25 protein-coding genes and 1 pseudogene are annotated in these 24,362 nt (G+C 72.2%); 2 read left to right on the forward strand and 24 right to left on the reverse strand.

The genetic code is table 11. The features are described 5' to 3' along the window. Positions 1-201 precede the first annotated feature (201 nt). The 4 genes from frr to rpsB form a co-directional block, all read right to left on the reverse strand. Positions 202-759 (reverse strand): ribosome recycling factor, encoded by a 558-nt coding sequence (gene frr / locus AXW62_RS32080; RefSeq protein ID WP_030834259.1) that lies wholly within the window; start codon positions 757-759, stop codon positions 202-204. 104 nt (positions 760-863) lie between these two features. Then, positions 864-1,646, reverse strand: coding sequence for a UMP kinase (pyrH, locus tag AXW62_RS32085; RefSeq protein ID WP_030834258.1), 783 nt, complete (start codon positions 1,644-1,646; stop codon positions 864-866). A gap of 153 nt (positions 1,647-1,799) precedes the next feature. Further along, a complete protein-coding gene (gene tsf, locus AXW62_RS32090) occupies positions 1,800-2,636 on the reverse strand; it encodes a translation elongation factor Ts (RefSeq protein ID WP_060947586.1) in 837 nt (278 codons plus the stop codon). Between the two features lie 110 nt (positions 2,637-2,746). Next, the gene (gene rpsB, locus AXW62_RS32095; RefSeq protein WP_060947587.1) at positions 2,747-3,628 is read right to left on the reverse strand and encodes a 30S ribosomal protein S2; all 882 of its coding nucleotides are present in this window, start codon (positions 3,626-3,628) and stop codon (positions 2,747-2,749) included. Between the two features lie 617 nt (positions 3,629-4,245). On the opposite strand from rpsB, the gene AXW62_RS41745 reads away from it, so the two are divergent. Next, entirely contained in the window at positions 4,246-4,992 is a 747-nt protein-coding gene (locus AXW62_RS41745; RefSeq protein WP_252368817.1) for a murein hydrolase activator EnvC family protein, read from the forward strand. On the opposite strand, the gene AXW62_RS32105 is transcribed toward AXW62_RS41745, so the two are convergent. The 18 genes and pseudogenes from AXW62_RS32105 to proS all read right to left on the reverse strand — a co-directional run bounded on the left by AXW62_RS32105 (position 4,946) and on the right by proS (position 19,729). Beyond that, positions 4,946-5,503 (reverse strand): TetR/AcrR family transcriptional regulator, encoded by a 558-nt coding sequence (locus AXW62_RS32105; RefSeq protein WP_060947588.1) that lies wholly within the window; start codon positions 5,501-5,503, stop codon positions 4,946-4,948. The genes AXW62_RS41745 and AXW62_RS32105 overlap by 47 nt on opposite strands. Positions 5,504-5,578: 75 nt before the next feature. Beyond that, complete coding sequence (whiG, locus tag AXW62_RS32110) at positions 5,579-6,412, reverse strand: RNA polymerase sigma factor WhiG (protein ID WP_030834249.1); 834 nt, start codon at positions 6,410-6,412, stop codon at positions 5,579-5,581. A gap of 129 nt (positions 6,413-6,541) precedes the next feature. Continuing rightward, positions 6,542-7,951, reverse strand: coding sequence for a DNA-processing protein DprA (gene dprA / locus AXW62_RS32115; protein ID WP_174556460.1), 1,410 nt, complete (start codon positions 7,949-7,951; stop codon positions 6,542-6,544). Further along, the gene (locus AXW62_RS32120; RefSeq protein WP_060947589.1) at positions 7,951-9,570 is read right to left on the reverse strand and encodes a YifB family Mg chelatase-like AAA ATPase; all 1,620 of its coding nucleotides are present in this window, start codon (positions 9,568-9,570) and stop codon (positions 7,951-7,953) included. Before AXW62_RS32120 ends, dprA begins: the two co-directional genes overlap by 1 nt. After that, entirely contained in the window at positions 9,570-9,929 is a 360-nt protein-coding gene (locus AXW62_RS32125; RefSeq protein WP_060947590.1) for a YraN family protein, read from the reverse strand. Before AXW62_RS32125 ends, AXW62_RS32120 begins: the two co-directional genes overlap by 1 nt. Positions 9,930-10,022: 93 nt before the next feature. Then, positions 10,023-10,331 (reverse strand): DUF2469 domain-containing protein, encoded by a 309-nt coding sequence (locus AXW62_RS32130; protein WP_009714730.1) that lies wholly within the window; start codon positions 10,329-10,331, stop codon positions 10,023-10,025. A gap of 39 nt (positions 10,332-10,370) precedes the next feature. Next, a complete protein-coding gene (locus AXW62_RS32135) occupies positions 10,371-10,901 on the reverse strand; it encodes an NUDIX hydrolase (protein ID WP_030834238.1) in 531 nt (176 codons plus the stop codon). Beyond that, positions 10,894-11,667, reverse strand: coding sequence for a signal peptidase I (gene lepB / locus AXW62_RS32140; protein WP_060947591.1), 774 nt, complete (start codon positions 11,665-11,667; stop codon positions 10,894-10,896). Before lepB (AXW62_RS32140) ends, AXW62_RS32135 begins: the two co-directional genes overlap by 8 nt. 96 nt (positions 11,668-11,763) lie before the next feature. After that, positions 11,764-12,852 carry a signal peptidase I gene (gene lepB, locus AXW62_RS32145; RefSeq protein WP_370682950.1) on the reverse strand — a complete coding sequence of 363 codons (1,089 nt, stop codon included), beginning with the start codon at positions 12,850-12,852 and terminating at the stop codon, positions 11,764-11,766. Beyond that, positions 12,767-13,834: pseudogene (gene lepB / locus AXW62_RS46280) on the reverse strand (signal peptidase I); the annotation flags it as partial. The gene lepB (AXW62_RS32145) and the pseudogene lepB (AXW62_RS46280), both read right to left, overlap by 86 nt. Further along, positions 13,827-14,678, reverse strand: coding sequence for a signal peptidase I (gene lepB, locus AXW62_RS32155; protein ID WP_060947594.1), 852 nt, complete (start codon positions 14,676-14,678; stop codon positions 13,827-13,829). The gene lepB (AXW62_RS32155) and the pseudogene lepB (AXW62_RS46280), both read right to left, overlap by 8 nt. 71 nt (positions 14,679-14,749) lie before the next feature. Continuing rightward, entirely contained in the window at positions 14,750-15,100 is a 351-nt protein-coding gene (rplS, locus tag AXW62_RS32160; RefSeq protein WP_030834224.1) for a 50S ribosomal protein L19, read from the reverse strand. Between the two features lie 131 nt (positions 15,101-15,231). After that, positions 15,232-16,062, reverse strand: coding sequence for a tRNA (guanosine(37)-N1)-methyltransferase TrmD (gene trmD / locus AXW62_RS32165; RefSeq protein WP_030834222.1), 831 nt, complete (start codon positions 16,060-16,062; stop codon positions 15,232-15,234). Continuing rightward, positions 16,059-16,610: a ribosome maturation factor RimM gene (gene rimM, locus AXW62_RS32170; protein WP_060947595.1), complete on the reverse strand. Its 552-nt coding sequence runs from the start codon at positions 16,608-16,610 to the stop codon at positions 16,059-16,061. The genes trmD and rimM overlap by 4 nt, the downstream gene beginning before the upstream one ends. An 82-nt stretch (positions 16,611-16,692) precedes the next feature. Continuing rightward, entirely contained in the window at positions 16,693-16,932 is a 240-nt protein-coding gene (locus tag AXW62_RS32175) for an RNA-binding protein (RefSeq protein WP_005311361.1), read from the reverse strand. A 2-nt stretch (positions 16,933-16,934) separates the two neighbouring features. Further along, positions 16,935-17,378 carry a 30S ribosomal protein S16 gene (gene rpsP, locus AXW62_RS32180; protein WP_030834216.1) on the reverse strand — a complete coding sequence of 148 codons (444 nt, stop codon included), beginning with the start codon at positions 17,376-17,378 and terminating at the stop codon, positions 16,935-16,937. Between the two features lie 155 nt (positions 17,379-17,533). After that, positions 17,534-18,127 (reverse strand): hypothetical protein, encoded by a 594-nt coding sequence (locus tag AXW62_RS32185; RefSeq protein ID WP_030834213.1) that lies wholly within the window; start codon positions 18,125-18,127, stop codon positions 17,534-17,536. 186 nt (positions 18,128-18,313) lie between these two features. Continuing rightward, complete coding sequence (gene proS, locus AXW62_RS32190; RefSeq protein ID WP_060947596.1) at positions 18,314-19,729, reverse strand: proline--tRNA ligase; 1,416 nt, start codon at positions 19,727-19,729, stop codon at positions 18,314-18,316. 335 nt (positions 19,730-20,064) lie between these two features. Between proS and AXW62_RS32195 the strand changes: the two genes are divergently transcribed. Then, positions 20,065-20,970, forward strand: a complete 906-nt coding sequence (locus tag AXW62_RS32195; protein ID WP_060947597.1) for a methyltransferase domain-containing protein — start codon at positions 20,065-20,067, stop codon at positions 20,968-20,970. Between the two features lie 189 nt (positions 20,971-21,159). On the opposite strand, the gene ffh is transcribed toward AXW62_RS32195, so the two are convergent. Together ffh and AXW62_RS32205 are read right to left on the reverse strand one after the other, a co-directional pair. Further along, the gene (ffh, locus tag AXW62_RS32200) at positions 21,160-22,707 is read right to left on the reverse strand and encodes a signal recognition particle protein (protein WP_060947598.1); all 1,548 of its coding nucleotides are present in this window, start codon (positions 22,705-22,707) and stop codon (positions 21,160-21,162) included. 191 nt (positions 22,708-22,898) lie between these two features. Then, positions 22,899-24,362: HD domain-containing protein (locus AXW62_RS32205; RefSeq protein WP_252368819.1), on the reverse strand; the 1,464-nt coding region annotated here is incomplete at its 5' end.

The following is a 24,362-nucleotide window of genomic DNA, read 5'->3' on the forward strand; positions in this document are numbered from 1 at the left end:
GGTCACGGTCGGCGGCTTCTCCGGAGTCGCCGCCTGCGTGAGGCACGGTGGGCATGGGGCGAGTCTGCGCCGCCTCACCCACCTCGTGCGCGGGACCCGCCGAAGAAGGGGGCACCTCCCAGCCATAGCCGGAGGAGGTGCCCTGTTCGCCCGGTCCCCGGAGTCCGGCGCTCGGTGGGGCCCCCCAGGAAGAGTCGTTCATCAGACCTCGAGCAGCTCGGCTTCCTTGTGCTTGAGCAGCTCATCCACCTGCGCGACGTACTTCGCCGTGGTGTCGTCGAGCTCCTTCTCGGCACGGCGTCCCTCGTCCTCGCCGACCTCGCCGTCCTTGATCAGCTTGTCGATGGACTCCTTGGCCTTGCGCCGGACGCTGCGGATCGAGATCTTCGCGTCCTCGCCCTTGCCCTTGGCGACCTTGATGAACTCCTTGCGGCGCTGCTCGGTGAGCTCGGGGAACACCACTCGGATGATGTTGCCGTCATTGCTCGGGTTGACGCCCAGATCCGAGTCCCGGATCGCCTGCTCGATGTTGCGGAGCGCGGTCTTGTCGAACGGCGTGACCACGGCCATCCGCGGCTCCGGCACCGAGAACGACGCCAGCTGATTGATCGGCGTCAGCGCACCGTAGTAGTCCGCCACGATCTTGTTGAACATCGCCGGGTGCGCACGCCCGGTGCGGATCGCGGCGAAGTCCTCCTTGGCGACCACAACGGCCTTCTCCATCTTCTCCTCGGCCTCGAGGAGGATCTCTTCGATCACCACTTGCTCCTGGTGTTATCAGTAAGCAGAGCCTCGCCCCTGCGTGCGTCTTCTCCTGCACGGTGTCCGACCGGCAGGCCGTTGTCCATCCCCCGTTCGAGCCGTCAGGCCCGGGAGCCCTGGTCACTCACAAGCGTGCCGATCTTCTCACCCTTCACCGCACGCGCGATATTTCCTTCGGCCAGGAGCTCGAAGACGAGGATGGGCAGTTTGTTGTCCCGGCAGAGGGTGATCGCGGTGGCGTCGGCGACCTTGAGGTCCCTGGTGATCACCTCGCCGTACTCCAGGGCGTCGAACTTCACCGCGTCGGGGTTGCGGGCGGGGTCGGAGTCGTAGACCCCGTCCACGCCGTTCTTGCCCATGAGCAGGGCCTGTGCGTCGATCTCCAGCGCGCGCTGGGCCGCGGTGGTGTCCGTGGAAAAGTACGGCATGCCCATGCCCGCGCCGAAGATGACCACGCGCCCCTTCTCCAGATGGCGCACCGCGCGTAGCGGAATGTACGGCTCCGCGACCTGGCCCATGGTGATGGCGGTCTGGACGCGGGAGTCGATGCCCTCCTTCTCCAGGAAGTCCTGGAGGGCGAGACAGTTCATGACGGTTCCGAGCATGCCCATGTAGTCCGAGCGGGCCCGGTCCATACCGCGCTGCTGCAGCTCCGCACCGCGGAAGAAGTTACCGCCGCCGATGACGATGGCGATCTCGGCGCCGTCCCTGACCACGGCGGCGACCTCGCGGGCGATGGCGTGCACGACATCGGGGTCGACACCGAGTCCCCCGCCTCCGGCGAACGCCTCGCCGGACAGCTTCAGCAGGAAGCGGCCGTGTTTGGCCGCGCCATGCGCTTTCTTGTCGTCGGCGGCCTGTTTGGCGTCCGCGCCGTGATTCATTGGAGATCTCCTCGTGCACATACGAAGAAGGCCACTGCCGGACGGGTCCTGTTACGACCTGCGGCAATGGCCTCCTCGTCACATCTGCGGCCGACCGGTTGACGGTTGGCTGCCTACGACCCTATCGGGGTCGCCGGTCATTCGCTGCTCGGCTCAGACGCCGACGCGGAAACGGGCGAAGCGCTTGAGCGAGACACCGGCCTCGTCCAGGATCTTCTGGACGGACTTCTTGTTGTCCTTCGCGAACGGCTGGTCCACCAGGACGTTCTCCTTGAAGAAGCCGTTGACGCGACCCTCGATGATCTTCGGCAGGGCCGCCTCGGGCTTGCCCTCCTCGCGGGCGGTGGCCTCGGCGACCCGGCGCTCGTTCTCGACCGTCTCGGCCGGGATCTCATCGCGGGTGAGGTACTTCGGGGCGAAGGCGGCGATGTGCTGCGCGACGTCCTTGGCGACCGTGGCGTCTTCCTTGTCCAGCTCGACCAGAACGCCGACCTGCGGCGGCAGGTCCGGGCTGGTGCGGTGCATGTACGCCGCGACGTAGCCGCCGGAGAACTGCGCGAAGCGGTCCAGGACGATCTTCTCGCCGAGGGTCGCGTTGGCCTCGTCGACGAACGCCTGGACGGTCTTGCCCGCCTCGATCTCGGAGGCGAGCAGGGTCTCCAGGTCGGCCGGGGAGGTCTTGGCGACGTGGGCGGCGATGGCGTCGGCGACGACCACGAACTTGTCGCCCTTGGCCACGAAGTCGGTCTCGCACTTCAGCTCGACCAGCACGCCGGAAGAGTTGTCGTCCGCGATGAGGGAGACGACGGCACCGTTCTCGGCGCTGCGGCCCTCGCGCTTGGCCACACCCTTCTGGCCCTTGACGCGCAGAATCTCGACGGCCTTGTCGACGTTGCCCTCGGCCTCGTCCAGCGCCTTCTTGCAGTCCATCATGCCGGCGCCGGTCAGCTCACGGAGCTTCTTGACGTCAGCGGCGGTGAAGTTCGCCATGATCTGTGAATCTCTTCTCGAAAGTCGAAAGCTCTACGGGTGAACGGCGGGGGCGGCGCCACCGGCACCGGCCCCCGCCGTCATACACCGTCTGAGTGACGTCTGAGTGGTCAGCCCTGCTCGGCGCCCGCGGCCGGGGCCTCGGCCGGCTTGTCGTCCTCGGCGGGCTTGTCCGCGGCGGCCTCGGCCGGCTTGGCCTCGCCCTCGTCCGCCTTCTTCTCGCCCTCGAGCAGGTCGCGCTCCCACTCGGCGAGCGGCTCGCCCGCGGCCTTGTCGGCCTTCTCGTCACCGGTGGCGACGCCGGAGCGGGCGATGAGGCCCTCGGCGACGGCGTCGGCGATCACCCGGGTGAGCAGGGTGACGGAGCGGATCGCGTCGTCGTTGCCCGGGATCTTGTAGTCGACCTCGTCCGGGTCGCAGTTGGTGTCGAGGATCGCGACGACCGGGATCCGGAGCTTGCGCGCCTCACCGACGGCGATGTGCTCCTTCTTGGTGTCCACGATCCAGACGGCGCTCGGCACCTTCTGCATCTCGCGGATACCGCCGAGGGTCTTCTCCAGCTTGGCCTTCTCGCGGGAGAGGACCAGGAGCTCCTTCTTGGTGAGGCCGGAGGCGGCCACATCCTCGAAGTCGATCTGCTCGAGCTCCTTCAGGCGCTGCAGGCGCTTGTAGACGGTCGAGAAGTTGGTGAGCATGCCGCCCAGCCAGCGCTGGTTGACGTACGGCATACCGACGCGGGTCGCCTGCTCGGCGATGGCCTCCTGCGCCTGCTTCTTCGTGCCGACGAACATGATGGAGCCGCCGTGGGCAACGGTCTCCTTGACGAACTCGTAGGCGCGGTCGATGTACGACAGCGACTGGAGCAGGTCGATGATGTAGATGCCATTGCGCTCGGTGAAGATGAAGCGCTTCATCTTCGGGTTCCAGCGGCGGGTCTGGTGCCCGAAGTGGACGCCGCTCTCCAGCAGCTCCCGCATCGTGACGACGGCCATGGCCGTACTCCTTGAGGTACTCGGTTCCACGGCGGCCGGGCGGCCGCCGCTCCTGACGTCCCGACGCGCCTGCCACGGACGGGGCCCTTTCGGGGTCGTCCGAGGACCGAGGGGCGCGGCCACCGAGCGGACCGACGCGCGATCGGAGCGCCGGTGGCGGGGCGTGCGAAGTCGATCCGGTGACCCGGATCGCCATAAGAAGTGTACGGGACCGGTACGGTGCCGGGTGACGGCGTTATCCACAACCCGTGAGTAGTCCCCAGATTCCGTCCATGATCCCTCCCGCTTCGGGTCGCCGGGCCACCGTGGAGGGCATGCGAAGGCTTGTGGTGGGGTGGGCTCTTGCCCTGATGATTCTGACGCTGCCGGTACCGGCGGCACCGACCGCCGCGGCGGCACCCCTTCCGGCGGCGGTTCCGGCGGTGCCCCATTCGACGGTGCCCCTGCCGGCGTCCGTTCCGGCGGTACCCCTTCCGGCGGCACCCCCTCCGACGGCACCCCTTCCGACGGCGGTTCCGGCGGTACCCCTTCCGGCGGTGCCGACCACGACGGCAGGTCCGGCCGCTGCCGGGGATGCGGGCGGGGAGCGGGATCCGGGCGCTGCGGCGGATCCGGGCGTGGCGTCGAGTCGTCCCGCCGCGGCGGGGCCGGGCGGGGAGCGGTCCTGGCCGGTCGACGGTGCGCCGGGCGCGGTGCGGCCGAGTGTGCTGAGAGGCTGGCGGCCGCCGCCGGTGCCCTGGGCGGCGGGGCATCGCGGGGTCGATCTCGCGGCGCGCCCGGGCGAGCGGGTGCGGGCGGCGGCAGCCGGGCGGGTGAGCTTCGCCGGGCCGGTCGCGGGCCGTGGTGTGCTGGTGATCGAGCTGTCCGGGACCGGATCGCCTCCCGCGCGCACTACCTATGAACCGGTGCGCGCGACGGTGGCGAAGGGTGCCCGGGTGACCGCGGGGCAGGTGGTCGGCGTGGTGGCGCCGGGCCCCTTCCACTGCCGGTCCGGCTGTCTGCACTGGGGGCTGCGGCGCGCGGACCGCTATCTCGATCCCCTGTCCCTGCTGCCGCCCTCGATGCTGCGGGGCGGGCCCTCCCGGCTGCTCCCGGTGTTCGGGGTGCGCGACGCGCCTACGGTCGCCGCCCTCGTCTCCCCCGCCGGGGGCGCCCGGCCGGCGACGGCCGGGGCGCTGGTGGCGGCGTCCGTCTGGGCGCGGATCCGCCTGGGCCGCCTCGCGCACCCCGGTGGGGACGTCCGGCGCCGCCGCCCGGTCCCGGCGCCGCCCGGTCCCGGCGCCGGAGCGGTCCCGGCGCCGGAGGGAGCGGCGGAGGTCAGCCCTGGACGCCGCGCAGGGCCATGGCGACGGCCGCCTCGGTGATCCGCTCGGGGTCCTCGGCCGCGCCGAGCTCGATGCGCCGGACCGCGGCGTCCACGACGCCCTGGAGCAGTACGGCCGAAAGCCGGGGCCGCTCATGCCCGAGGGCCGCGAGAGCCTCCACCACCATGGCGATCAGCCCGCCGTGGGCGGCCCGGATCTTCTCCCGCGCTCCCGGGTCCAGCTCACCGGCGGAGATCGCCACCACGGCGCGGTGCCGGCGGTCGCCGACGAGCGCCAGCTGCCGGCGGACATACGCCTCGATCTTCGCCTCGGGTCCGTCGGCCCGCTCCATGGCGGCCCCGACCTCGGCGGCCCAGACCGGGAAGTCGACGGCGCACAGCTCCTCGACCACGGCGGCGCGGGAGCGGAAGTACTCGTAGACGGAGGACCGTGCGAGTCCCGTGCGCTCGGCGAGGGCGGGGAAGGTCAGCGCCTCCGTGCCGCCCTCGGACAGCAGGGAGCGGGCGGCCTCCAGCAGGGCCGCGCGCTGCATCGTCCGGTGCTCGGCCACTGAGGCCGCTCGAATCCTGGGCACCCGACCACTCTACGGAAGAGGCCGCCGGGAGGGCGATGCCGAAGGGACGATTCAGCGTCCGACGTCGGCGAGTTTCGCCCGCAGCTGGAGGACCGACTTGGTGTGGATCTGGCTGACCCGGCTCTCGGTGACACCGAGCACCTGGCCGATCTCGGCGAGTGTGAGCCCCTCGTAGTAGTAGAGCGTGACCACGGTCTTCTCCCGCTCCGGGAGGGTGTTGATCGCGCGGGCGAGCAGCCGGCGCAGCTCCCGGTCCTCGGCCACCTCGACGGGGTTGTCCGCGGCGGTGTCCTCCAGGGTGTCCATGAGGCTGAGCCGGTCGCCACCCTCGCCGCCGACGTGCAGCAGTTCCTCCAGGGCGACCACGTTGGCGAGGGACAACTGACTGAACACGCCGTGCAGTTCCTCGAGGCTGATGTCCATCTCGGCGGCCACCTCGGCCTCCGAGGGGGTACGGCGCAGCTGGGCCTCCAGCGTGGCGTACGCCCGCTCCACGGCCCGGGCCTTCTGGCGGACCGACCTCGGGATCCAGTCCAGTGCCCGCAGCTCATCGATCATCGCCCCGCGGATCCGGGTGATCGCGTAGGTCTCGAACTTGATGGCGCGCTCGGGATCGAACTTCTCGATGGCGTCGATGAGTCCGAAGACCCCGGACGAGACAAAGTCCGCCTGCTCGACATTGGAGGGCAGCCCGACGCTGACCCGGCCGGCCACATATTTCACCAGCGGTGAGTAGTGCAGGATCAGCTGCTCCCGCAGTCGGCCGTCGCCCGTGGTCTTGTACGACCGCCACAGCTCGTCGAGCGATGAGGGCGCGGCGGGGCGCACCGCGCCGCGGGCCGCGGGCGGCGCCGCGTTGTCAGACCCGGAGATGTGCTGGGGCATTCGTCGCCTTGAGCCGTTCTGCCATGACATGGGTGAGGACATACGCTTCCGCCGGAAACCTTGTGAGCGTAGCGTGACTACGACGTCGCGGTATGCGAAGGGCGTCGGCTCGGCGGTGTGCGGATACGGTCATCGCCTCAACCCTTTCACCCGATTGCCCCGATATGGGGGATCGCCTCGCCGTGCACCGTCGCTCCGGTCCGCGGGGCGGACCAACTCCCAGCGATCGCCATGACGTTCGACGAAGCCGAGGGCGAGCAGCTCATGGAGTCGGCCCAGGGCCTCGTCGCAGCCCGTCCCTGACTCCCGGGCCACGTCCCGCAGGCCGTTGCCGCCCCGTGCCGACAACGCTTCCAGCACCCGTGCCGTCACGGGATCGAGCAGGTCCCGCTCGATCAGCGGCCCCCGCCGCTCCGGGGCGAGGTCTCCGATGCCGCCGATGAGCTCGGCCACTTCGGCGGCGTCGGTGACCAGGACGGCCTCACCGCGCAGCAGTTCGTGCACTCCGGCGGAGAGCCCGCTGGTCACCGGTCCGGGCACCCCCATGGTGGACCGCCCGAGCTGTTGTGCCCGGCGCGCGGTGACCAGCGATCCGCTGCGGTACTGGGCCTCGACCACGACCGTGCCCCGGGTGAGCGCGGCGATGACACGGTTGCGGAGCACGAATCTGGCGCGCGTCGGATGAGCTCCGGGCGGCAACTCGGCCAGCACCAGGCCCTGTTCCGCGATGCGCTCGATCAACTCGGTATGCGCCCGCGGATAGGGGACGTCCACACCGGAGGCGAGCACGGCGACGGTGGCCCCGCTCGCGGCGAGCGCCCCTCGGTGGGCCGCGCCGTCCACTCCGTGGGCCGCGCCGGAGGCCACCACCCAGCCTCGCTCGGCCAGCCCGGCGCCGAGGGTGGCCGCGACGTGCGCGCCGTAGTCGCTGCAGGCCCGCGCGCCGACCACGGCGACCGACCGCAGCGCCCACATCCGCAGCGAGGCCGCTCCGCGCACCCATAACCCGACCGGGCGAGCGTCGCCGAGGTCGTCGAGCTGCCCGGGCCAGTCCAGATCCCCGGGGCAGACGAACCGTCCTCCGCGCCGGGCGATCAGCGCGAGGTCCGCCGCCGGGTCCAGCCCGGCCGCCCGGAGAGCGCATCCGGCCAGCCGGTCCCCGGTCGCCCCGGGCGGTGGCTCGCCCTTCCCGGTGAGCGCCCGCCACAGCGCCACCGGACCCATGCGGCGCAGCCAGCGCCCCACCGTCTGGTCCCCGGGCTCCACGAGCCGGGTGAGCGCCGCCCGCGCCAGGCGCTCCTCGTCCGGGACGCCCCACCGACCGGGAAGCCCCTGCCCCTCGTCCGGGACGCCCCACCGCCCGGGGAGTCCCTGCCCCTCGTCCGGCACGTCGGACCGCCCGGGAGGTCCCTGCCCCTCGTCCGGCACGTCGGACCGCCCGGGAGGTCCCTGCCCCTCGTCCGGGGCGCCGGGCCCCCGCCGGGGCTCGGAGGCCAGGGCCGGGACGCCGTCGCGGCCACCCACCGAAGGATCGGACATCAGCGCTCCCCCGCTCCGACCGGCACCCCGCGGCCGACCCCGGTGCGCAGTTGCAGCGCCTGGGCGATGTCCAGCGCCATGGGCCGGTCGTGCCCGGCCAGGTCGGCGACGGTCCAGGCGACCCTCAGCACCCGGTCGAGCCCGCGGGCGGTGAGCAGCCCGCGCTCCATGTCGCGCTCGGCCTCGCGCAGCGCACCGGGGAGCGGCTGCCAGCGAGTGCGCAGCTCATGGCCCGGCACCTCGCTGTTCAGCCGCCAGGGGGTGTCCTGGAGGCGGGCGGCGGACCGCTCCCGGGCCTCCCGCACCCGGGCCGCGACGGACGCGCTGCTCTCGGCCGCGCCGCCCGCCCCGGTGAGCTCGGCGCGGCTGACGGCCTCGACATGGACCCGCACGTCCACCCGGTCCAGCAGGGGGCCGGACAGCCGGGCCTGGTAGCGGCGGACCGTGGCGGGCGAGCACTCACAGACGTCGCCCGTCAGCCCATGGCGCCCACAGGGGCAGGGGTTGGCCGCCAGCATCAGCAGGAAGCGGGCCGGCATCCGCATCATCCCGGCGGCCCGGGCGACCACCACATGCCCCGATTCCAGGGGCTGCCGCAGGGCGTCCAGCGCCTGCCCGCTGAACTCCGGCGCCTCGTCCAGGAAGAGCACTCCTCGGTGGGCGAGCGAAACGGCGCCCGGCCTCGGCAGGCCATTGCCTCCGCCGACGAGGGCGGCCATGGTCGCCGAGTGGTGCGGGGCGCAGTACGGCGGGGTGTCCACCAACGGCTGCCCCGGCGGGAGGATCCCGGCGACCGAATGGACCGCGGTGACTTCCAGGGCCTCCTGCTGAGTGAGTAGTGGCAGCAGCCCGGGCAGCCGCTCGGCCAGCATGGTCTTCCCGGCGCCCGGAGGCCCGCTGAGGAAGATGTGGTGCCCGCCCGCGGCCGCGACCTCCAGGGCGGTGCGCGCGGCCCGCTGTCCGGCCACCTCGGCCAGATCGGGCCGGCCCGCCCCGGCACCGGACACCGCGGCGACACCGGTGCCCATACCGGCGCCGGGCACGGTGAGCCCCGCGAGCATCGGATCGGGGCGGCCCAGCTCCTGGACCTCCTCCTCGGGCACCGGCTCGTCCGTCAGCACCGCGATCAGCTGGCGCAGGCTCCGCACCCCCAGCACCGAGACGCCGGGCACCAGGGCCGCCTCCGCCGCCGTCTGCTCGGGGACCACGACCTGCCGGTAGCCCGCCTCGGAGGCCGCGAGGACGGCGGGCAGCACGCCCCGCACCGGCCGGACCCGGCCATCCAGCCCCAGCTCCCCGATCATCATCAGATCGGCGATCTCCCGCGGGTCGACCCGCTCGGCCGCCCCGAGCACCGCACAGGCCACGGCCAGGTCGAAGCCGCTGCCGCCCTTGGGGACCGACGCCGGGCTGAGTCCGACCGTGAGCTTCCGCTGGGGCCATTCGCAGCCCGAGTTGACGACGGCCGCGCGGACCCGGTCACGGCTTTCCACCAGGCTCTTGTCGGGGAGCCCGACCAGTGTGAAGGCGGCCACTCCCGGCTCCAGATCGGCCTGGACCTCCACCACGACGCCCTCGACCCCGACCAGCGCCACCGAGCAGGTGCGGGCGAACCCCATCAGGCCACCCCTCGCACATGCTCGACCACGGGGGCGCCCCGGCGCGGCAGGACCACCGCCACCACATCGATCCGCACTCCGGCCGGCGGCGGGCCGCCGTGCCGCTCCAGCCAGCGCTCCGCCAGCAGCCGCAGCCGCTCGGTCTTGCCGGGACCGACGGCCGCCATCGGGTGCTCGTACCCACCCTCACGGCGCGTCTTGACCTCGCACACCACCAGCGCCCCGGCGTCGAGCGCGACGATGTCGATCTCGCCGTCCCGGCACCGCCAATTGCGCTCCAGGACGGTCATCCCGGCTTCGGCCAGCCGGCGCACCGCCACATCCTCGCCGTAGCGGCCCAGCGCTCCTCGGGCGTTCATTCGGCACCACCTCCGGCACCGACTGTGACGCCTCCGCGCCCCGCTCAGGGATCTTGCGGCATTCCTGTGGACGGCCGCGCGGCTGTGGACAACTCAGCCACCCGGAAGGTCGAGGTCGCTCTTGTTCAGCTCCTCGATATTCACGTCCTTGAACGTGAGAACGCGTACCTGCTTCACGAAGCGGGCCGGGCGGTACATGTCCCAGACCCAGGCGTCGGCCATCGACACCTCGAAGAAGACCTCACCCTGGACAGAGTGCACCTGCATCTCGTAGTCGTTGGTGAGATAGAAGCGACGCTCAGTCTCGATCACATATTTGAACAGACCGACGACATCGCGGTACTCCCGGTAGAGCTTCAGCTCCATCTCGGTCTCGTACTTCTCGAGGTCCTCGGCGCTCATGGCATGTTCCCCTTCAGCCGTGCGTCCCCCCATTGTGCGTCAGACGCGCTCAGTCTCCAGGATCACCGGTGCACCCGGGGGTCCCTCGACGAGCAGCGTACGCAACAGCTCCGCCAGCCGTGTCGGGTACACCGGCTCGGTCGCCGCGGCCAGTTCCTCCGCCGTCCACCACCGCAGCCCGGCCACGCTCCGCCGCTCCAGCTCGGTCAGCCCGCCGCCGGTGCGTACCGAGGTCTGTTCGGTACGGCACAGGTAGTACCACTCGTCCTGCTCCCAGCGCCGCCCGTCGAACGGGAACGAGCAGATCCGCCGCCACAGCAGGGGGCCGAGCCGCGCGTCGGTGATCCCGGTCTCCTCCGCGAGCTCCCTGAGAGCCGCCTCCTCGCGGCTCTCCTCGCCCTCCAGGCCGCCTCCCGGGGTGAACCACCACGTCGACGAGGGATCGTCCGGTTCGAAGCCGTGCAGCAGCAGTATCCGGTCCTGCGGATCCAGCAGCACCACCCGTGCGACCTTCCGCAGCCGCCGCTCGTCCGTACCGGTCGGCTCGGTTCCGCCGGACCTCTCAGCCACTCGCGGCCACCTTCCCCTTCGCCGCCCGGTCCCGCCGCGCGCCGCCGCCCGCCCTGCGGCGGACGATCGGCCCGTGGGCCGCGCCCGCCAGGATCAGCACGGCGCCGGCGACGACCGCCACCAGGATCAGCCCCAGCGGCCCCGGCTGCGAAACCCCGCCCGGCAGCGCCCTGAACGCCTCGGGCCGCCCCACCGGCCCCCACGACCCCAGCGGCCAGGCGATGGCGTCCACCCGGGCGGTCACCGCGCCCCGCTCCACGGCGCCGCCGGCCTCGTCGGTGAGGTGCACCCGCGAGTCGAGGGAGTCGCTCCGGTGGTCGCCCAGCAGGAACAGCCGCCCCTGGGGGACCGTGGTGGAGAAGGTGGTCGAAGAGGCCTGTTCGTCCGAGCGCAGATACGGTTCCTCGAGGACCTTGCCGTTCACCCGCAGCCGGCCCCGCTTGTCACAGCACTCGACCCGGTCGCCGCCGACCCCGATGACCCGCTTCACCATCGGCAGGTCGCCCCACACCTGGTCGTGGAAGACCACCACATCACCGCGGCGCACCTCGCCGCCGTCGATCCGCTGCGCCAGCACCCGGTCGCCCTGACCGATCGTCGGCGCCATGGAGTCGGTCGGGACGGTGTACGGCTTGTAGAGCACCGCGCCCCAGACGAAGCCTCCGAGGAACAGCACACACCCGACGGCCACCGCCAGCCCGGACAGCACGCTGCCCGGCGTACGCCCCGGCGGCTTGCCGCCCCCCGCCCCTTGGGCTCCGCTCATTCCAGTGCTCCCGCCTAGCGCAACAGACGTAGAAGATCAGGTCCCGTGTGCCCGGGGCACACGGGACCGCACCCTAACCCGGCGGTACGGGCCCCGTCAGCAGCCGGCGGCCGGCCGCTCCACCCGGGCCCCGGCATCCGCCCGGGCCCTGGCGATCAGCCTGCGGCGGCGCCACAGCACGATCGGCACCGCACCGGCGAACCCCACGGCCGAAGGGGCCATCGCGGCGGCCGCGCCCAGCCCCGGCTGGTCGAAGGTGCTCGGCACCGGCAGGGTGGACCAGCGGTCGATGGGCCAGGCGACGACGATCGCGCGTCCGACCACATCGTCCACCGAGACCGTGCCGTCGTGCAGGTTCTGGTGGTAGCGGGAGTCCAGCGAGTCCTGGCGGTGGTCGCCCATCACCCAGATCCGGCCCTCGGGCACCTTGACCGGGCCGAACGGCCTCTCGTCACAGGGGGTGTTCCCGGGGAAGATGTACGGCTCGTCCAGCGGCTTGCCGTTGACCATGACCTTGCCGCCGCGCTTGCAGGAGACGGTGTCCCCGCCGACCGCGATGACCCGCTTGATCAGGTCCTTCTCCTCCGCCGACGGCATCAGCCCGATGAAGCTGAGCGCCTTCTGGATGCCCTCGGCGACCGGGCCGGAGTTCTGGGTCTGCGTCTCGCCGAGCCAGCCGCCCGGGTCGTGGAAGACGACCACCTCGCCGCGCTGCGGCTCGGAGCCGAACCACGGGGTGAGCTTGTCCACCAGCACCCGGTCGCCCCGCTGCAGGGTGTTCTGCATCGAATCGGACGGGATGGAGAACGCCTGCACCAGGAAGGTCTTGATCAGCAGGGCCAGGGCCAGGGCGATGATGACCAGGATCGGCAGCTCCTTCCAGAAGGAGCGCACCTTCCTCGGCCTGGCGGCCTTCCCGGGGCCGCCGGGCCCGCCGGGGCCCCGCTTCGCGGGTGGATCGTCCCCGGCCCCGGAGGGATCAGCCGCGCCGGCCCCGTCGGGACCGTCGGAGGGCTCCCGTCCGCCATCGGCGCCGTGTGAGTCCGACGCCTCGGGCGCGGCAGCCGCCTTGTCCGTGGGTGCTCCGGCTTCGGGCGCCCCGTCCGCCCCGTCCGTGGGATCCTCGGCCCTCGTCCCGGGCCGCCGCTCGGGCTCTTCGTGACCGGATCGTGCGCCGACCGCCAAATCCCCCACATCCACTCCTCACGCCTGACTGCCGCCTGCCCCACGAACGGCGCAGGATCACCACTCCCATAACGAGCGGGAGTTCCGCAGGGGTCGGGAGCTGGACCATTCCTTGCTGATCCATGGGGGACAGCCTATGCGCCGAGCCCTCGGCCCGCGTCGCCCCGCTCGGCGCGTCCCGTACGGAGGCATAGGTGTCCGGCTCCTCGAGCCGCCGCATGTGTCCGAACGGCCACGCGATCACCACGGCCCGGCCGACCACCATGCTGTCCGGCACCGTGCCCTGGTACGGCTCGTCGAGATGGACCCGGGAGTCCGCCGAGTTGGACCGGTGATCACCCATGACGAACAGCCGCCCCTTGGGGACGGTCACCTCGAACTGCCGCTGCGACGGCGGGTTCCCGGGGTGCAGATACGGTTCGTTCAGCGGGGTCCCGTTGACGGTGACCTTGCCGTTCGTATCGCAGCAGGCCACCGTGTCGCCGCCCACCGCGACCACCCGCTTGATCAGGTCCTGCTCGTCGGAGGACGGCAGCAGACCGATGAAGGTCAGGAACTCCTTGCCCTGCTTGATGACCGGCGGATCGTCCTGGGCGGGCTTGCGCTCGTCGTCCAGCCAGCCCCCGGGGTCCTTGAACACCACCACGTCGCCGCGCTCCGGCTTGGAGCCGAACCACGGCGTGAACTTGTCCACCAGCACCCGGTCGCCGATCCGGATGGTCTGTTCCATCGAGCCGGACGGGATCACGAACGCCTGCACCAGGAACGTCTTCAGGACGAGCGCGATCACCAGCGCCACGCCCACCAGGATCGGTATCTCCTTGACGGCCGAACGACGCCTCCTGCGCTTGATGCGGCGCTGGATCCGGCGCCGCTCCGCACGGCCGCCCACCCGGCGCTCCCCCGGCGCGCGGGGGGTGCCGCTGTCGGCGGGCGGGCCCACCCGGCGCGCCCCGGCACGGGGCCGCCCACGGCTACCCATGGGCACCGCCGGAGGCCGCGGACGGTACGCCGCCGGACGCCTCGGGCACGTTCGCGAAGGCGTCCGGCCGGGACACCCCGGACCAGCGGCCGACCGGCCAGCCGATCCATTCGACGCGGCCGATCACCTTGTCGACGGGGACGGTGCCGCCGCCCGGTGCGCCCAGGTGGTCCCGCGAGTCCCGGGAGGCGTCGCGGTGGTCACCCATCACCCACAGCCGGCCCTCGGGCACGACGATGTCGAAGGGCACCCGCGAAGGGCTGTCCCCGGGGTGCACATAGCGCTCGTCCACCGGCTGACCGTTCACCTCGATCCTCCCCCGCTCGTCGCAGCAGGTGACCCGGTCACCACCGATGCCCACCACGCGCTTGACGTAGTCGGACTCGGCCGGTTCGGCCAGCCCGACCGCCGCGGCCGCCTTGCGCAGCAGACCGGTCACCGGGTTCCCGGACGGCTCCTCCTCGTGAAAGGAACCGGCCCCGTCGAACACGACAACGTCGCCGCGGCGCGGATCGTCCCCGAAACGGTAGGCGAGCTTGTTCACCAGCACCCGGTCCCCGGGGCGGAGGGTGTTCTCCATCGAGCCGCTGGGGATCAGGAACGGCTGCACCACAAAGCCGCTCACCAGCAGCACGAGCGCGGCGCAGGCGGCGGCGAACAGCGCGGCCTGGCGCCATCGCCCGTCCCCGGCCGGCCATCGCGGCAGCCGCCGGGCGGACGGGGGCTCCGCGGCGGCCGGCTCCCCGGCCCGCCCGGGAGCATGCGCGGAGCGCGACCGCCCCTCGTGCTCCGTATCGGAGCCCGGGGAGCCGTCGCGCTCCGCGAGCTGTCCTTCGGTGTCCATCGGGCCAGAGCCTATCCGCCCTGGCCAGATGATCCGGCGGTAGCTCAGTAGTCGCGCAAAATCGCCGCGGCTCAGTTCTCGCGCTTCTCCTTGATCTTGGCGGCCTTGCCGCGCAGGTCACGCAGGTAGTACAGCTTCGCCCGGCGCACGTCACCGCGGGTGACGACCTCGATCTTCTCGACGATCGGGGTGTGCACCGGGAAGGTGCGCTCGACGCCGACGCTGAAGCTCACCTTGCGGACGGTGAAGGTCTCGCGGACACCGGAGCCCTGGCGGCGGATGACGACGCCCTTGAACTGCTGGACACGGGAGCGGTTGCCCTCGATGACGCGGACGTGGACGTTGACCGTGTCGCCGGGGCGGAAGGTCGGGATGTCGCTGCGCAGCGACGCGGAGTCGACGGTGTCGAGCAGGTGAGACATGATCGTCTGCTTTCCTCGCTGATGCCACAGGTCATCAGCGGCATATCGGATGATGATGGGAGTGCCGCCCTCATCGGGCGGGCGTCGGTCCCCCTGTGGCAGGGGCGCCCGCCCGGACGTACGGCAGCGGTCTATTCTTCCACGGCCCGGTCCGGCCGCCCAAATCGGGCCCCGCCGGTCCCGGGCAGTTCCTCCCAGCCCAGCTCGGCGAGGAGCGCGCGGTCGTGCTTGTCGAGCGTCGCCGGGTCGCAGCGCTCGATCAGATCGGGGCGGTTCTCGCTGGTGCGCCGGAACGCCTCGTCCCTGCGCCAGCGGGCGATCCTGCCGTGGTGGCCGCTGACCAGCACCTCCGGGATGGCGCGGCCACGCCACTCGGGGGGCTTGGTGTAGACGGGCCCCTCCAGGAGATCGGCCATCGCGCCGGGGGCGAAGGAGTCGTCGCGGTGCGACTCGGCGTTGCCCAGCACCCCCGGCAGCAGCCGGGCCACCGCCTCGGTGATCACCAGCACCGCGGCCTCGCCGCCGGCCAGGACGTAGTCGCCGATCGAGACCTCGTGGACCTCGAGCCGCTCGCCGTACTCCTCGATCACCCGGCGGTCGATGCCCTCGTAGCGGGCGGGCGCGAAGACCAGCCAGGGGCGCTCGGCGAGCTCGACGGCGAGGGCCTGGGTGAACGGACGGCCGCTCGGGGTCGGGACCACCAGCGTGGGCTTGTCCATCCCCTCCGCCGCGCCCGATTCCATGATCGCGTCCAGCGCCTCGCCCCAGGGCTCGGGCTTCATGACCATGCCGGGGCCGCCGCCGTACGGGGTGTCGTCGACCGTGTTGTGCCGGTCGTGGGTCCAGCGGCGCAGATCGTGGACCCGCACGTCCAGCCGGCCGCGGGCGCGGGCCTTGCCGACCAGCGAGACGTTCAGCGGCTCCAGGTACTCGGGGAAGATCGTGACGACGTCGAGCCTCATGACGACTCGTCCTTAACGCCGCTCGCGATCTCGGCGTCGGCCTCGTCGAGCAGACCCGGCGGCGGGTCGATCACGGCGCGCTGCGCCTCGAGATCGATCTCCGGCACGACCTCGGCGACGAACGGGATCATCACCTCGCCCCCGTCCGGGCGCCTCACGACCAGCAGGTCCTGGTACGGCAGATGGGAGATCTCGGAGATCCTGCCGACCTGTGTGCCGTCCGTGGTGACCACGTCGAGGTCGATCAGCTGGTGGTCGTAGAACTCCTCGGGATCCTCGGGGAGTTCCTCGGGGTCGACCTCCGCGATCAGCAGGGTGTTGCGCAGCGCCTCCGCGGCGGTGCGGTCGCCCACGCCCTCGAAGCGCAGCAGCAGCCGGCCGCTGTGCACCCGGCCGGACTCGATGGTCAGCGGCCCGGCCGAGGCGGGCTCGGTGGTCAGTACGGCCCCCGGGCCGAGCCGCCGCTCCGGCTCGTCCGTCCGCACCTCGACGGTGACCTCGCCCTTGATGCCATGGGCCCGGCCGATCCGCGCGACAACCAACTGCACGATGCGATGTCCCTTCACACGCACGGGCCGGGGACGGCCCAAAGCCCTCCCCGGCCCGTGCCGGTGCTCTTCTTTGATCGCCTCAGCGGACCTGATCGACGTCGACGAGGTCGACGCGGATGCCACGGCCGCCGATGGCGCCCACGACGGTGCGCAGGGCTCGTGCGGTGCGGCCGTTGCGGCCGATCACCTTGCCGAGGTCATCGGGGTGCACCCGGACCTCCAGCACACGCCCACGCCGCAGGTTGCGCGAGGCCACCTGCACGTCGTCGGGGTTGTCGACGATGCCCTTCACCAGGTGCTCGAGGGCTTCCTCGAGCATTCTCAGGCCTCGGTCGACGCGGTGGACTCGGCGGACCCGGCCGCCTCGTCCGACTTCTTGTCGGTCTTCTTCGCCTTCTGGGTGATCGCCTCACCCTTCGGCTCGTCACCGGTGCTCTTGGCGGCGGCCTCGAACAGGGCACGCTTGTCGGCCTTCGGCTCGGCGACCTTCATCGGGGCCGGGGCGGGCAGACCCTTGAACTTCTGCCAGTCGCCGGTGACCTTCAGGATGGCCAGCACCGGCTCGGTCGGCTGGGCGCCGACCTTCAGCCAGTGCTGCACACGCTCCGAGTCCACCTCGATACGCGACGGGTTCTGCACCGGGTGGTACAGCCCGATCTCCTCGATCGCCCGGCCGTCACGGCGGGTACGGGAGTCGGCGACGACGATGCGGTAGTGAGGCGAACGGATCTTGCCCAGACGCTTCAGCTTGATCTTGACTGCCACGGGAGTGGTGTCTCCTGGTCTTGACGTGGTTGAGCACTGCGACGTGCCGCGTGGGGTTGCGGTACCCGAGTGCCCGATGGACGCGTCAGCCGGAGGAGAGAGGGGTCCTGGTCGGCTGTCGAGTACAGCAGACCATTCTGCCACACCGTGACAGGTCAGCCGACCGCGGCCACCGGCTCGGGAATGCGGAACGGCTTACCGCATCCACCGCACATGATCGGCGCCTGGGCCAGCACCGACGGGACGACCCGGACGTTGCGGCCGCAGTCGCACACCGCCTTGACCCGGACGCCGCCACCGGACGAACCGTGCCGCGCGGCGGGCCCGCGGAAGGTACGGGAGGTCTCGGCGGTGGTCGCCACGGTGTGCGCCTTGAGCGCGCGCTGGAGGCGGTCGATCGTGGTCCGGTAGCGCTTTCTCGCCTCGGGACTGAGGGTGACCAGCGAGAAGCCGCTGCTGGGATGCGGCTCCTCGGGATGGTCCAGCCCCAGTTCCTCGGCGATCGCCAGGAACCGGCGGTTGTGGTAGCGGCCGGCGCGTGAGGTGTCACGGACACCGCGGGCGGCGGCGATCCCATGGACTGCCTCATGCAGCAGCCGTTCGAAGGAGAGCTCGGCGCCACATGCGGACGACGACTCTCCGATCAGCGATTCGGGCGCGGCGAGATCCGGCAGCTCGGGGTGGTGCCGTTGAATGTCGGCCCACGCCTGCGCCAGCTCTGCGGCGAGAACAGGTGGTGTCGTGCTCACGTCGTGCTAACGAGCAGGAGTGGCCCGGTGTTCCGATTCCGGGGCATCCCAAATAATTTGCACGTACCAGTCAGTTCGCGGTGATGTGCGGCGACGCGGGGCGGGTGCGTCAATGTGTGGATGAGCCACGCACCGCGCACCAAGCCGGTACGTACCGGCTCGGCAGGCCCGCGGGACACCCCCGGCTCAGTAGGACCGCGCGACAAACGCGACGTTACCGGGCGCGTCGTCGGCGTCCGGCACCGCCCCGTCCTCGGTGACCAGACACCGGACGGACACGGACCGCTCGGCCAGTGCCGCCTCGCCCTCCGGCCCCAGGTCCGCCCACCGGATACGGGCCCAGCCACCCGCCGCCGCGGCCTCGGCGGCCTCCTCCACGGTCGCCACCTCCGCGGTGCGCGCCTTACGGCGCTCACGGGCCTGCCGCAGCAGCAGCGCCTGGTCCTCCTCCAGGACCTTGGGCAGCAGCTCCGGCAGCAGCTCGGCGCGCACCGGCTCCTTGCCGCCCGGAATCCGCCTGGCCACCATCGCGGTGCCGCTCTCCAGGTCGCGCGGGCCGATCTCGACCCGGACCGGTACGCCCTTGAGCTCCCAGTCGACCGCGCGCCGCCCGAAGGGGGTGTCCGTACGGTCGTCGACGTGGACCCGCACGCCCGCCGCGGTCAGCAGCTCGCCGATCTCGCGCACCTTGGCGAGCACCGCCTCATCGCCCTTGATCGCCAGCACCACGGCCTGGACCGGGGCCAGCCGCGGCGGGATCCGCAGACCGTTGTCGTCGCCGTGCATCATCACCAGCGCGCCGACCATCCGGGTCGTACTGCCCCAGGAGGTCTGCCACACCAGCTCCTGCTCACCGTCCTTGGACAGATAGCTGGTGTGGAAGGCCCTGGCGAAGTTCTGGCCGAGCTCATGGCTGGTGCCCAGCTGCAGCGCCTTGCCGTCGCCCATCATGCCTTCGAGGGTGAGGGTGTTGAGGGCGCCGGCGAACCGCTCCCGGGCGGTCTTGCGGCCCAGGACCACGTCCATCGCCAGCACGTCCGTCATGAATTCGGCGTAGACCTCGCGGTGGATCCGGGCGGCGAAGTCCCGGGCGTCCTCGTAGGTGGCGTGCGCGGTGTGGCCCTCCTGCCAGAGGAACTCGGTCGTCCGCAGGAACAGCCGGGGCCGCAGCTCCCAACGCACCACATTGGCCCACTGGTTGATGAGCAGCGGCAGATCCCGGTAGCTCTGCACCCACTTGGAGAAGTACTCGTTGACGATCGTCTCGGAGGTGGGCCGGACGACGACCGGCTCCTCGAGCTCCTTACCGCCGCCATGGGTGACGACCGCGAGCTCCGGCGCGAACCCCTCGACGTGGTCGGCTTCCCTGGCCAGATAGGACTGCGGGATGAAGAGCGGGAAGTACGCGTTCTGGACGCCGACCGCCTTGATGCGGGCGTCCATGTCCCGCTGCATCCGCTCCCACAGCCCGTACCCGTACGGTCGGATGACCATGGTGCCCCGCACCGGGCCGTTGTCCGCCAGCTCGGCCTTGTTGATCACATCCTGGTACCAGCGGGGGAAGTCATCCGCCCGCGGGGTGAGCACGGGAGCCTTGGTCATGGCGCCGATCGTACGGTGGCGGCGCGCCGGACCGTGAATCGCGCCGCCCGGGCCGATCAGTGCCGGCCATCGCCCCGGACGGTTCTCCGGCCCGGCGGGAAGCGCCCCAGGGCGGTTCTCCGGCCCGGTGGGAAGGGGCGGTTCCGGGAGCGAGGCGGACGTACAGGTGTGCGGGGGCGCACGAAGGGGGCACGCAAGCACGGCCGTGAAAGCTCTGGACTCGGGAACGGACGCGGAGTTCCCTGGCCTATGGGGGTGGGACGCCACAGCGCACGACGGCGGATGTGACACCGAATCTGACGACGGCACTGCTCTTCCCTGATTGGGGCCCTTCGATGACATCTACGCTCGTCCGGCGGCACCGCCCGCGCCCCTCCTCACCGCGGACCGCGGACGCCCACGCCCGCACCCGCGACTGGGCCGAGATCCAGGAGCGGATGCTGGTCCCGCTGTACGAGGCCGTGTACGAACGGCTGGACGTCGGCGCCGGGACGCGGCTGCTGGGCCTGGGGTGCGGCACGGGGCTCGCCCTCCTCATGGCGGCCGCCCGCTCCGCCGCGGTCTGCGGAGTCGACGCGGACGAGCGGCGCCTGGACCTCGCGCGGGAGCGGCTGGAGGCCCCCGGCGTGCCGCGGGGCGGCGGGGCGGGACCTGCGCGGCTGGGCCTCGGCGGCCCGGAGAGCCCCTGTGCGCGACAGGCCGCGGCGGACGCGGCCTTCACGGTGGTGACCGCCTTCGAGCCGCTGGCGGCCCCGGGCGCGGGAAGCCCTGATGAGGCGGTGGCCGCCGCGGCGGCCACGCTCAGGGAAGCCGCCGCGCTCACCGAACGCGGCGGGGCCGTCGTGCTCGCCGGCTGGGGCCCGCCGGAGCGCTGCGCCACCTCCGCGGTGCTGCGGGTGGGCGCCCGGCTCGCCGATCCGGTCGGCTCCCCCGGCTGCCGCCGGGAGACGCCCCCGCCCGCGCCCTGGTGGCCGTCCGGCCGGGACGGCCTGGAGGAGCTGGCCGCGCGGGCCGGGCTGTGGCCCGACGGATCGGGCCGGGTGGCCTGCCCGTTCGGGTACGCCGGCATGGACAGCGCGGTGCGCGGGCTGCTGTCGACGGGGCTGTTCGACGCGGCGGAGCGGGCCACGGACCCGACCCAGGTCCGCAAGGAGATCACCGAGGCGCTCCATCCGTATCAGCGCGCGGACGGCACGGTGTGGATGCCCAATGTGTTCCGGTACCTCGTGGCCCGGGTGTGACTCGGCCCACCCATCTCTCCGGTCGCGCTCGCTCGTTGGGCCAAGCGCCCGGACGGCGATGGGATTTCAGGCTCTGCCCCTGCGGAGGTGGCCCGGGCAAACAGCGCTCCGGCAAGCCGATGAAGCGTTGCTCCCCGCGCTAGCGGGGCTGTCGGCGGGGCGCACGCCGTGCGCCCCGCCTGGCCGGGCTCAGCCCATGAACTTCTTGAACTCCTCGGGGAGTTCGAAGTCCTGGCCGCCCTGGCCGCCGGCGGGCAGCCCGAACGCGCCGCCCTGCTCGCGGCGCGCCGCGGCTTCCTGCTCCTGCTGAGCGCGCTTCAGCGGGTTTCCGCTGCGCTGGCGCCCCTTGGCCTTCTTCTGCTGCTTGCCCTTGCGCTTGTTGCCGCCACCCATGCCCGGCATGCCCGGCATCCCGGGCATCCCCGGCATGCCGCCCTGCGCCATCTTCGACATCATCTTGCGCGCGTCGAAGAACCGCTCCACCAGGTTCTTGACCGCGCTGACCTCGACGCCGGAACCGCGGGCGATACGGGCGCGGCGCGAGCCGTTGATGATCGTCGGGTCCTGGCGCTCGGCCGGGGTCATCGACTTGATGATGGCCGCGGTGCGGTCCACGTCCCGCTCGTCCAGGTTGTTGATCTGGTCCTTCATCTGGCCCATGCCCGGCAGCATGCCGAGCAGCTTGGAGATGGAGCCCATCTTGCGGACCTGCTCCATCTGCGCCAGGAAGTCGTCGAGCGTGAACTCCTTGGGGCCCTTCGCCAGCTTGGCCGCCATCTTCTCGGCCTCTTGCTGGCTGAAGGTCTGCTCGGCCTTCTCGATCAGGCTGAGCATGTCACCCATGCCCAGGATGCGGGACGCCATGCGGTCCGGGTGGAACGCGTCGAAGTCGTCCAGCTTCTCGCCGTTGGAGGCGAACATGATCTGGCGGCCGGTGACGTGCGCGATGGAGAGCGCGGCACCGCCGCGTGCGTCGCCGTCGAGCTTGGAGAGCACCACACCGTCGAATCCGACGCCGTCGCGGAACGCCTCCGCGGTGTTCACCGCGTCCTGGCCGATCATCGCGTCGACGACGAAGAGCACCTCGTCCGGGCGGACCGCGTCGCGGATGTCGGCGGCCTGCCGCATCAGCTCCTCGTCGATACCGAGGCGGCCCGCGGTGTCGACGATCACCACGTCGTGCTGCTTGGTGCGGGCGAACTCGATCGAGTCCTGCGCCACCTTCACCGGGTCGCCGACGCCGTTGCCCGGCTCGGGGGCGAAGACCGCGACCCCGGCCCGCTCGGCGACCACCGAGAGCTGGTTGACGGCGTTGGGGCGCTGGAGGTCACAGGCGACCAGCAGCGGGGCGTGGCCCTGGGCCTTCAGCCAGCGGCCGAGCTTTCCGGCGAGCGTGGTCTTACCGGCACCCTGCAGACCCGCGAGCATGATCACGGTCGGCGGCTGCTTGGCGAAGCGGAGCCGCCGGGCCTCGCCGCCGAGGATGCCGATCAGCTCCTCGTTAACGATCTTGATGACCTGCTGGGCCGGGTTGAGCGCCTGGGAGACCTCGGCCCCGAGGCTCCGCTCCTTCACGCTCTTGATGAACGACCGCACGACGGGCAGCGCGACATCGGCCTCGAGCAGGGCGATCCGGATCTCACGCGACGTGGCGTCGATGTCCGCCTCACTGAGGCGGCCCTTGCCCCGGAGGTTCTTGAAAGTCGCTGCGAGGCGATCGGAGAGGGTATCGAACACGGTGGTCGCGAATCCTTCGGTCGGATGTCGGGTCGGTGGTCGGCCTCCAAGGGTATCCGCCCGCCGCATGAACGGTCTGCCCCCGAGCCGTGAGCCGCTCGGTCCCCACCCCGCCCCGACGGAGGCCCCGCCGCGACGCCCTGCCGGGAACGCCCCGCCGCGGCTCCCCGCCGCGGGCCCGCCCGCCGCCGCTATCGCAGCGCCCGCTCGACCTCCCGGGCCACCTCCGCCGCCCGCAGGGGCTTCAGGGGCGCGCCGGAGCCGTCCGTGACGTAGAACGCGTCCACCGCGTTGGCCCCGAGCGTGGAGACGTGGGCGCTGCGCACCGCGACGCCGGTGTCCTCCAGGGCCCGGCCGATCCGGTGCAGCAGACCGGGTGCGTCCTGGGCGCGTACCTCGATCACCGTGGCGAGCTGGGAGCCGCCGGGGGCGACCGTCACCCGTGGTGGCGGGGCGTGCGCTCCACGGCGGCGCGGGTACGTGCGGTAGGCGGCCTCCCGCTCGGCGAGCCGGGCGACGATGTCGAGCGAACCGTCCAGCGCGCGGAACAGGTCGTTCCGCAGCCGGGCGGCCTGCGGCAGCGAACCGTACTCGGCCGCCACCCGCCAGCTCAGCAGCAGCACTCCGCCGGTCCCGGCCGCCGCGTCCAGCTCGGACGGCAGCTCCACCACGCGCAGGTCCGCCGCGCGCACCGTAAGGCGGTGCAGGGCCAGCACGCCGGCCGCCGCGGGCAGGACGCCGGGCTGGTCGGGGACGGCGATGAGCAGTTCCACGCCGATCGGCTCGGAACCGGTGTCCGCGTCCTCCGGCGGCCGCTCGGTGCCGCCCGTAAGAAGGCCGGCCCCGTCCGGCGGCAGCGCCTCGGAGCGCGCGTGCAGGGCCAGCACCGGGGCGCCGGTGCGCCACGCCTCGACCGCGAGCCGCTCCTGTTCGGCCGTCGCGCGCTGCGGGGTGGACCAGTCGTCCGCGGGCTCGCCGGCGAGCACCGCCGAGACCCGTCCGACCAGGTCGGCGACGAGGGAGCCGCGCCAGGCGCTCCAGGCCGCGGGGCCGGTGGCCAGCGCGTCGGCCTCGGTCAGGGCGTGCAGCAGCTCCAGGGTCGCGGTGGTGCCGACGGCCTCGGCGACCGAGCGCACCGTGGCCGGGTCGTCCAGGTCGCGGCGGGTGGCGGTCTCGATGAGCAGCAGATGGTGGCGTACGAGGGTGGCGAGGACCGAGACGTCCGCGCGGTCGAAGCCGATACGGGCGGCGACATCGCGGGCGATGGTCTCCCCGGCCACCGAGTGGTCGCCGGGCCAGCCCTTGCCGATGTCGTGCAGCAGCGCGGCGACCAGCAGCAGGTCGGGGCGGCCGACCCGGCGGCTGAGCGCGCTGGCCCGGACCGCGGTCTCGACCAGATGCCGGTCGACGGTCCAGCGGTGGACGGGGTTGCGCTGCGGACGGCAGCGCACCCGCTCCCAGTCCGGCAGCAGCCGGGTGACCAGCCCCTCGGCCTCGAGGGCCTCCCAGACCCCGACGGTGGACTCGCCCGCGCCCAGCAGCGTGATCAGCTGCTCCCTGGCCTCGGGCGGCCAGGGCACCGGCAGCGGCCGGGCGGCGGCGGACAGCCGCCGTACGGCGTGCGGCGACAGCGGCAGCCCGGCCTGGGCCGCGGC

The sequence above is a fragment of the Streptomyces hygroscopicus subsp. hygroscopicus genome (genome assembly GCF_001553455.1).
In the GTDB taxonomy this organism is placed as follows: Bacteria; Actinomycetota; Actinomycetes; order Streptomycetales; family Streptomycetaceae; genus Streptomyces; species Streptomyces hygroscopicus.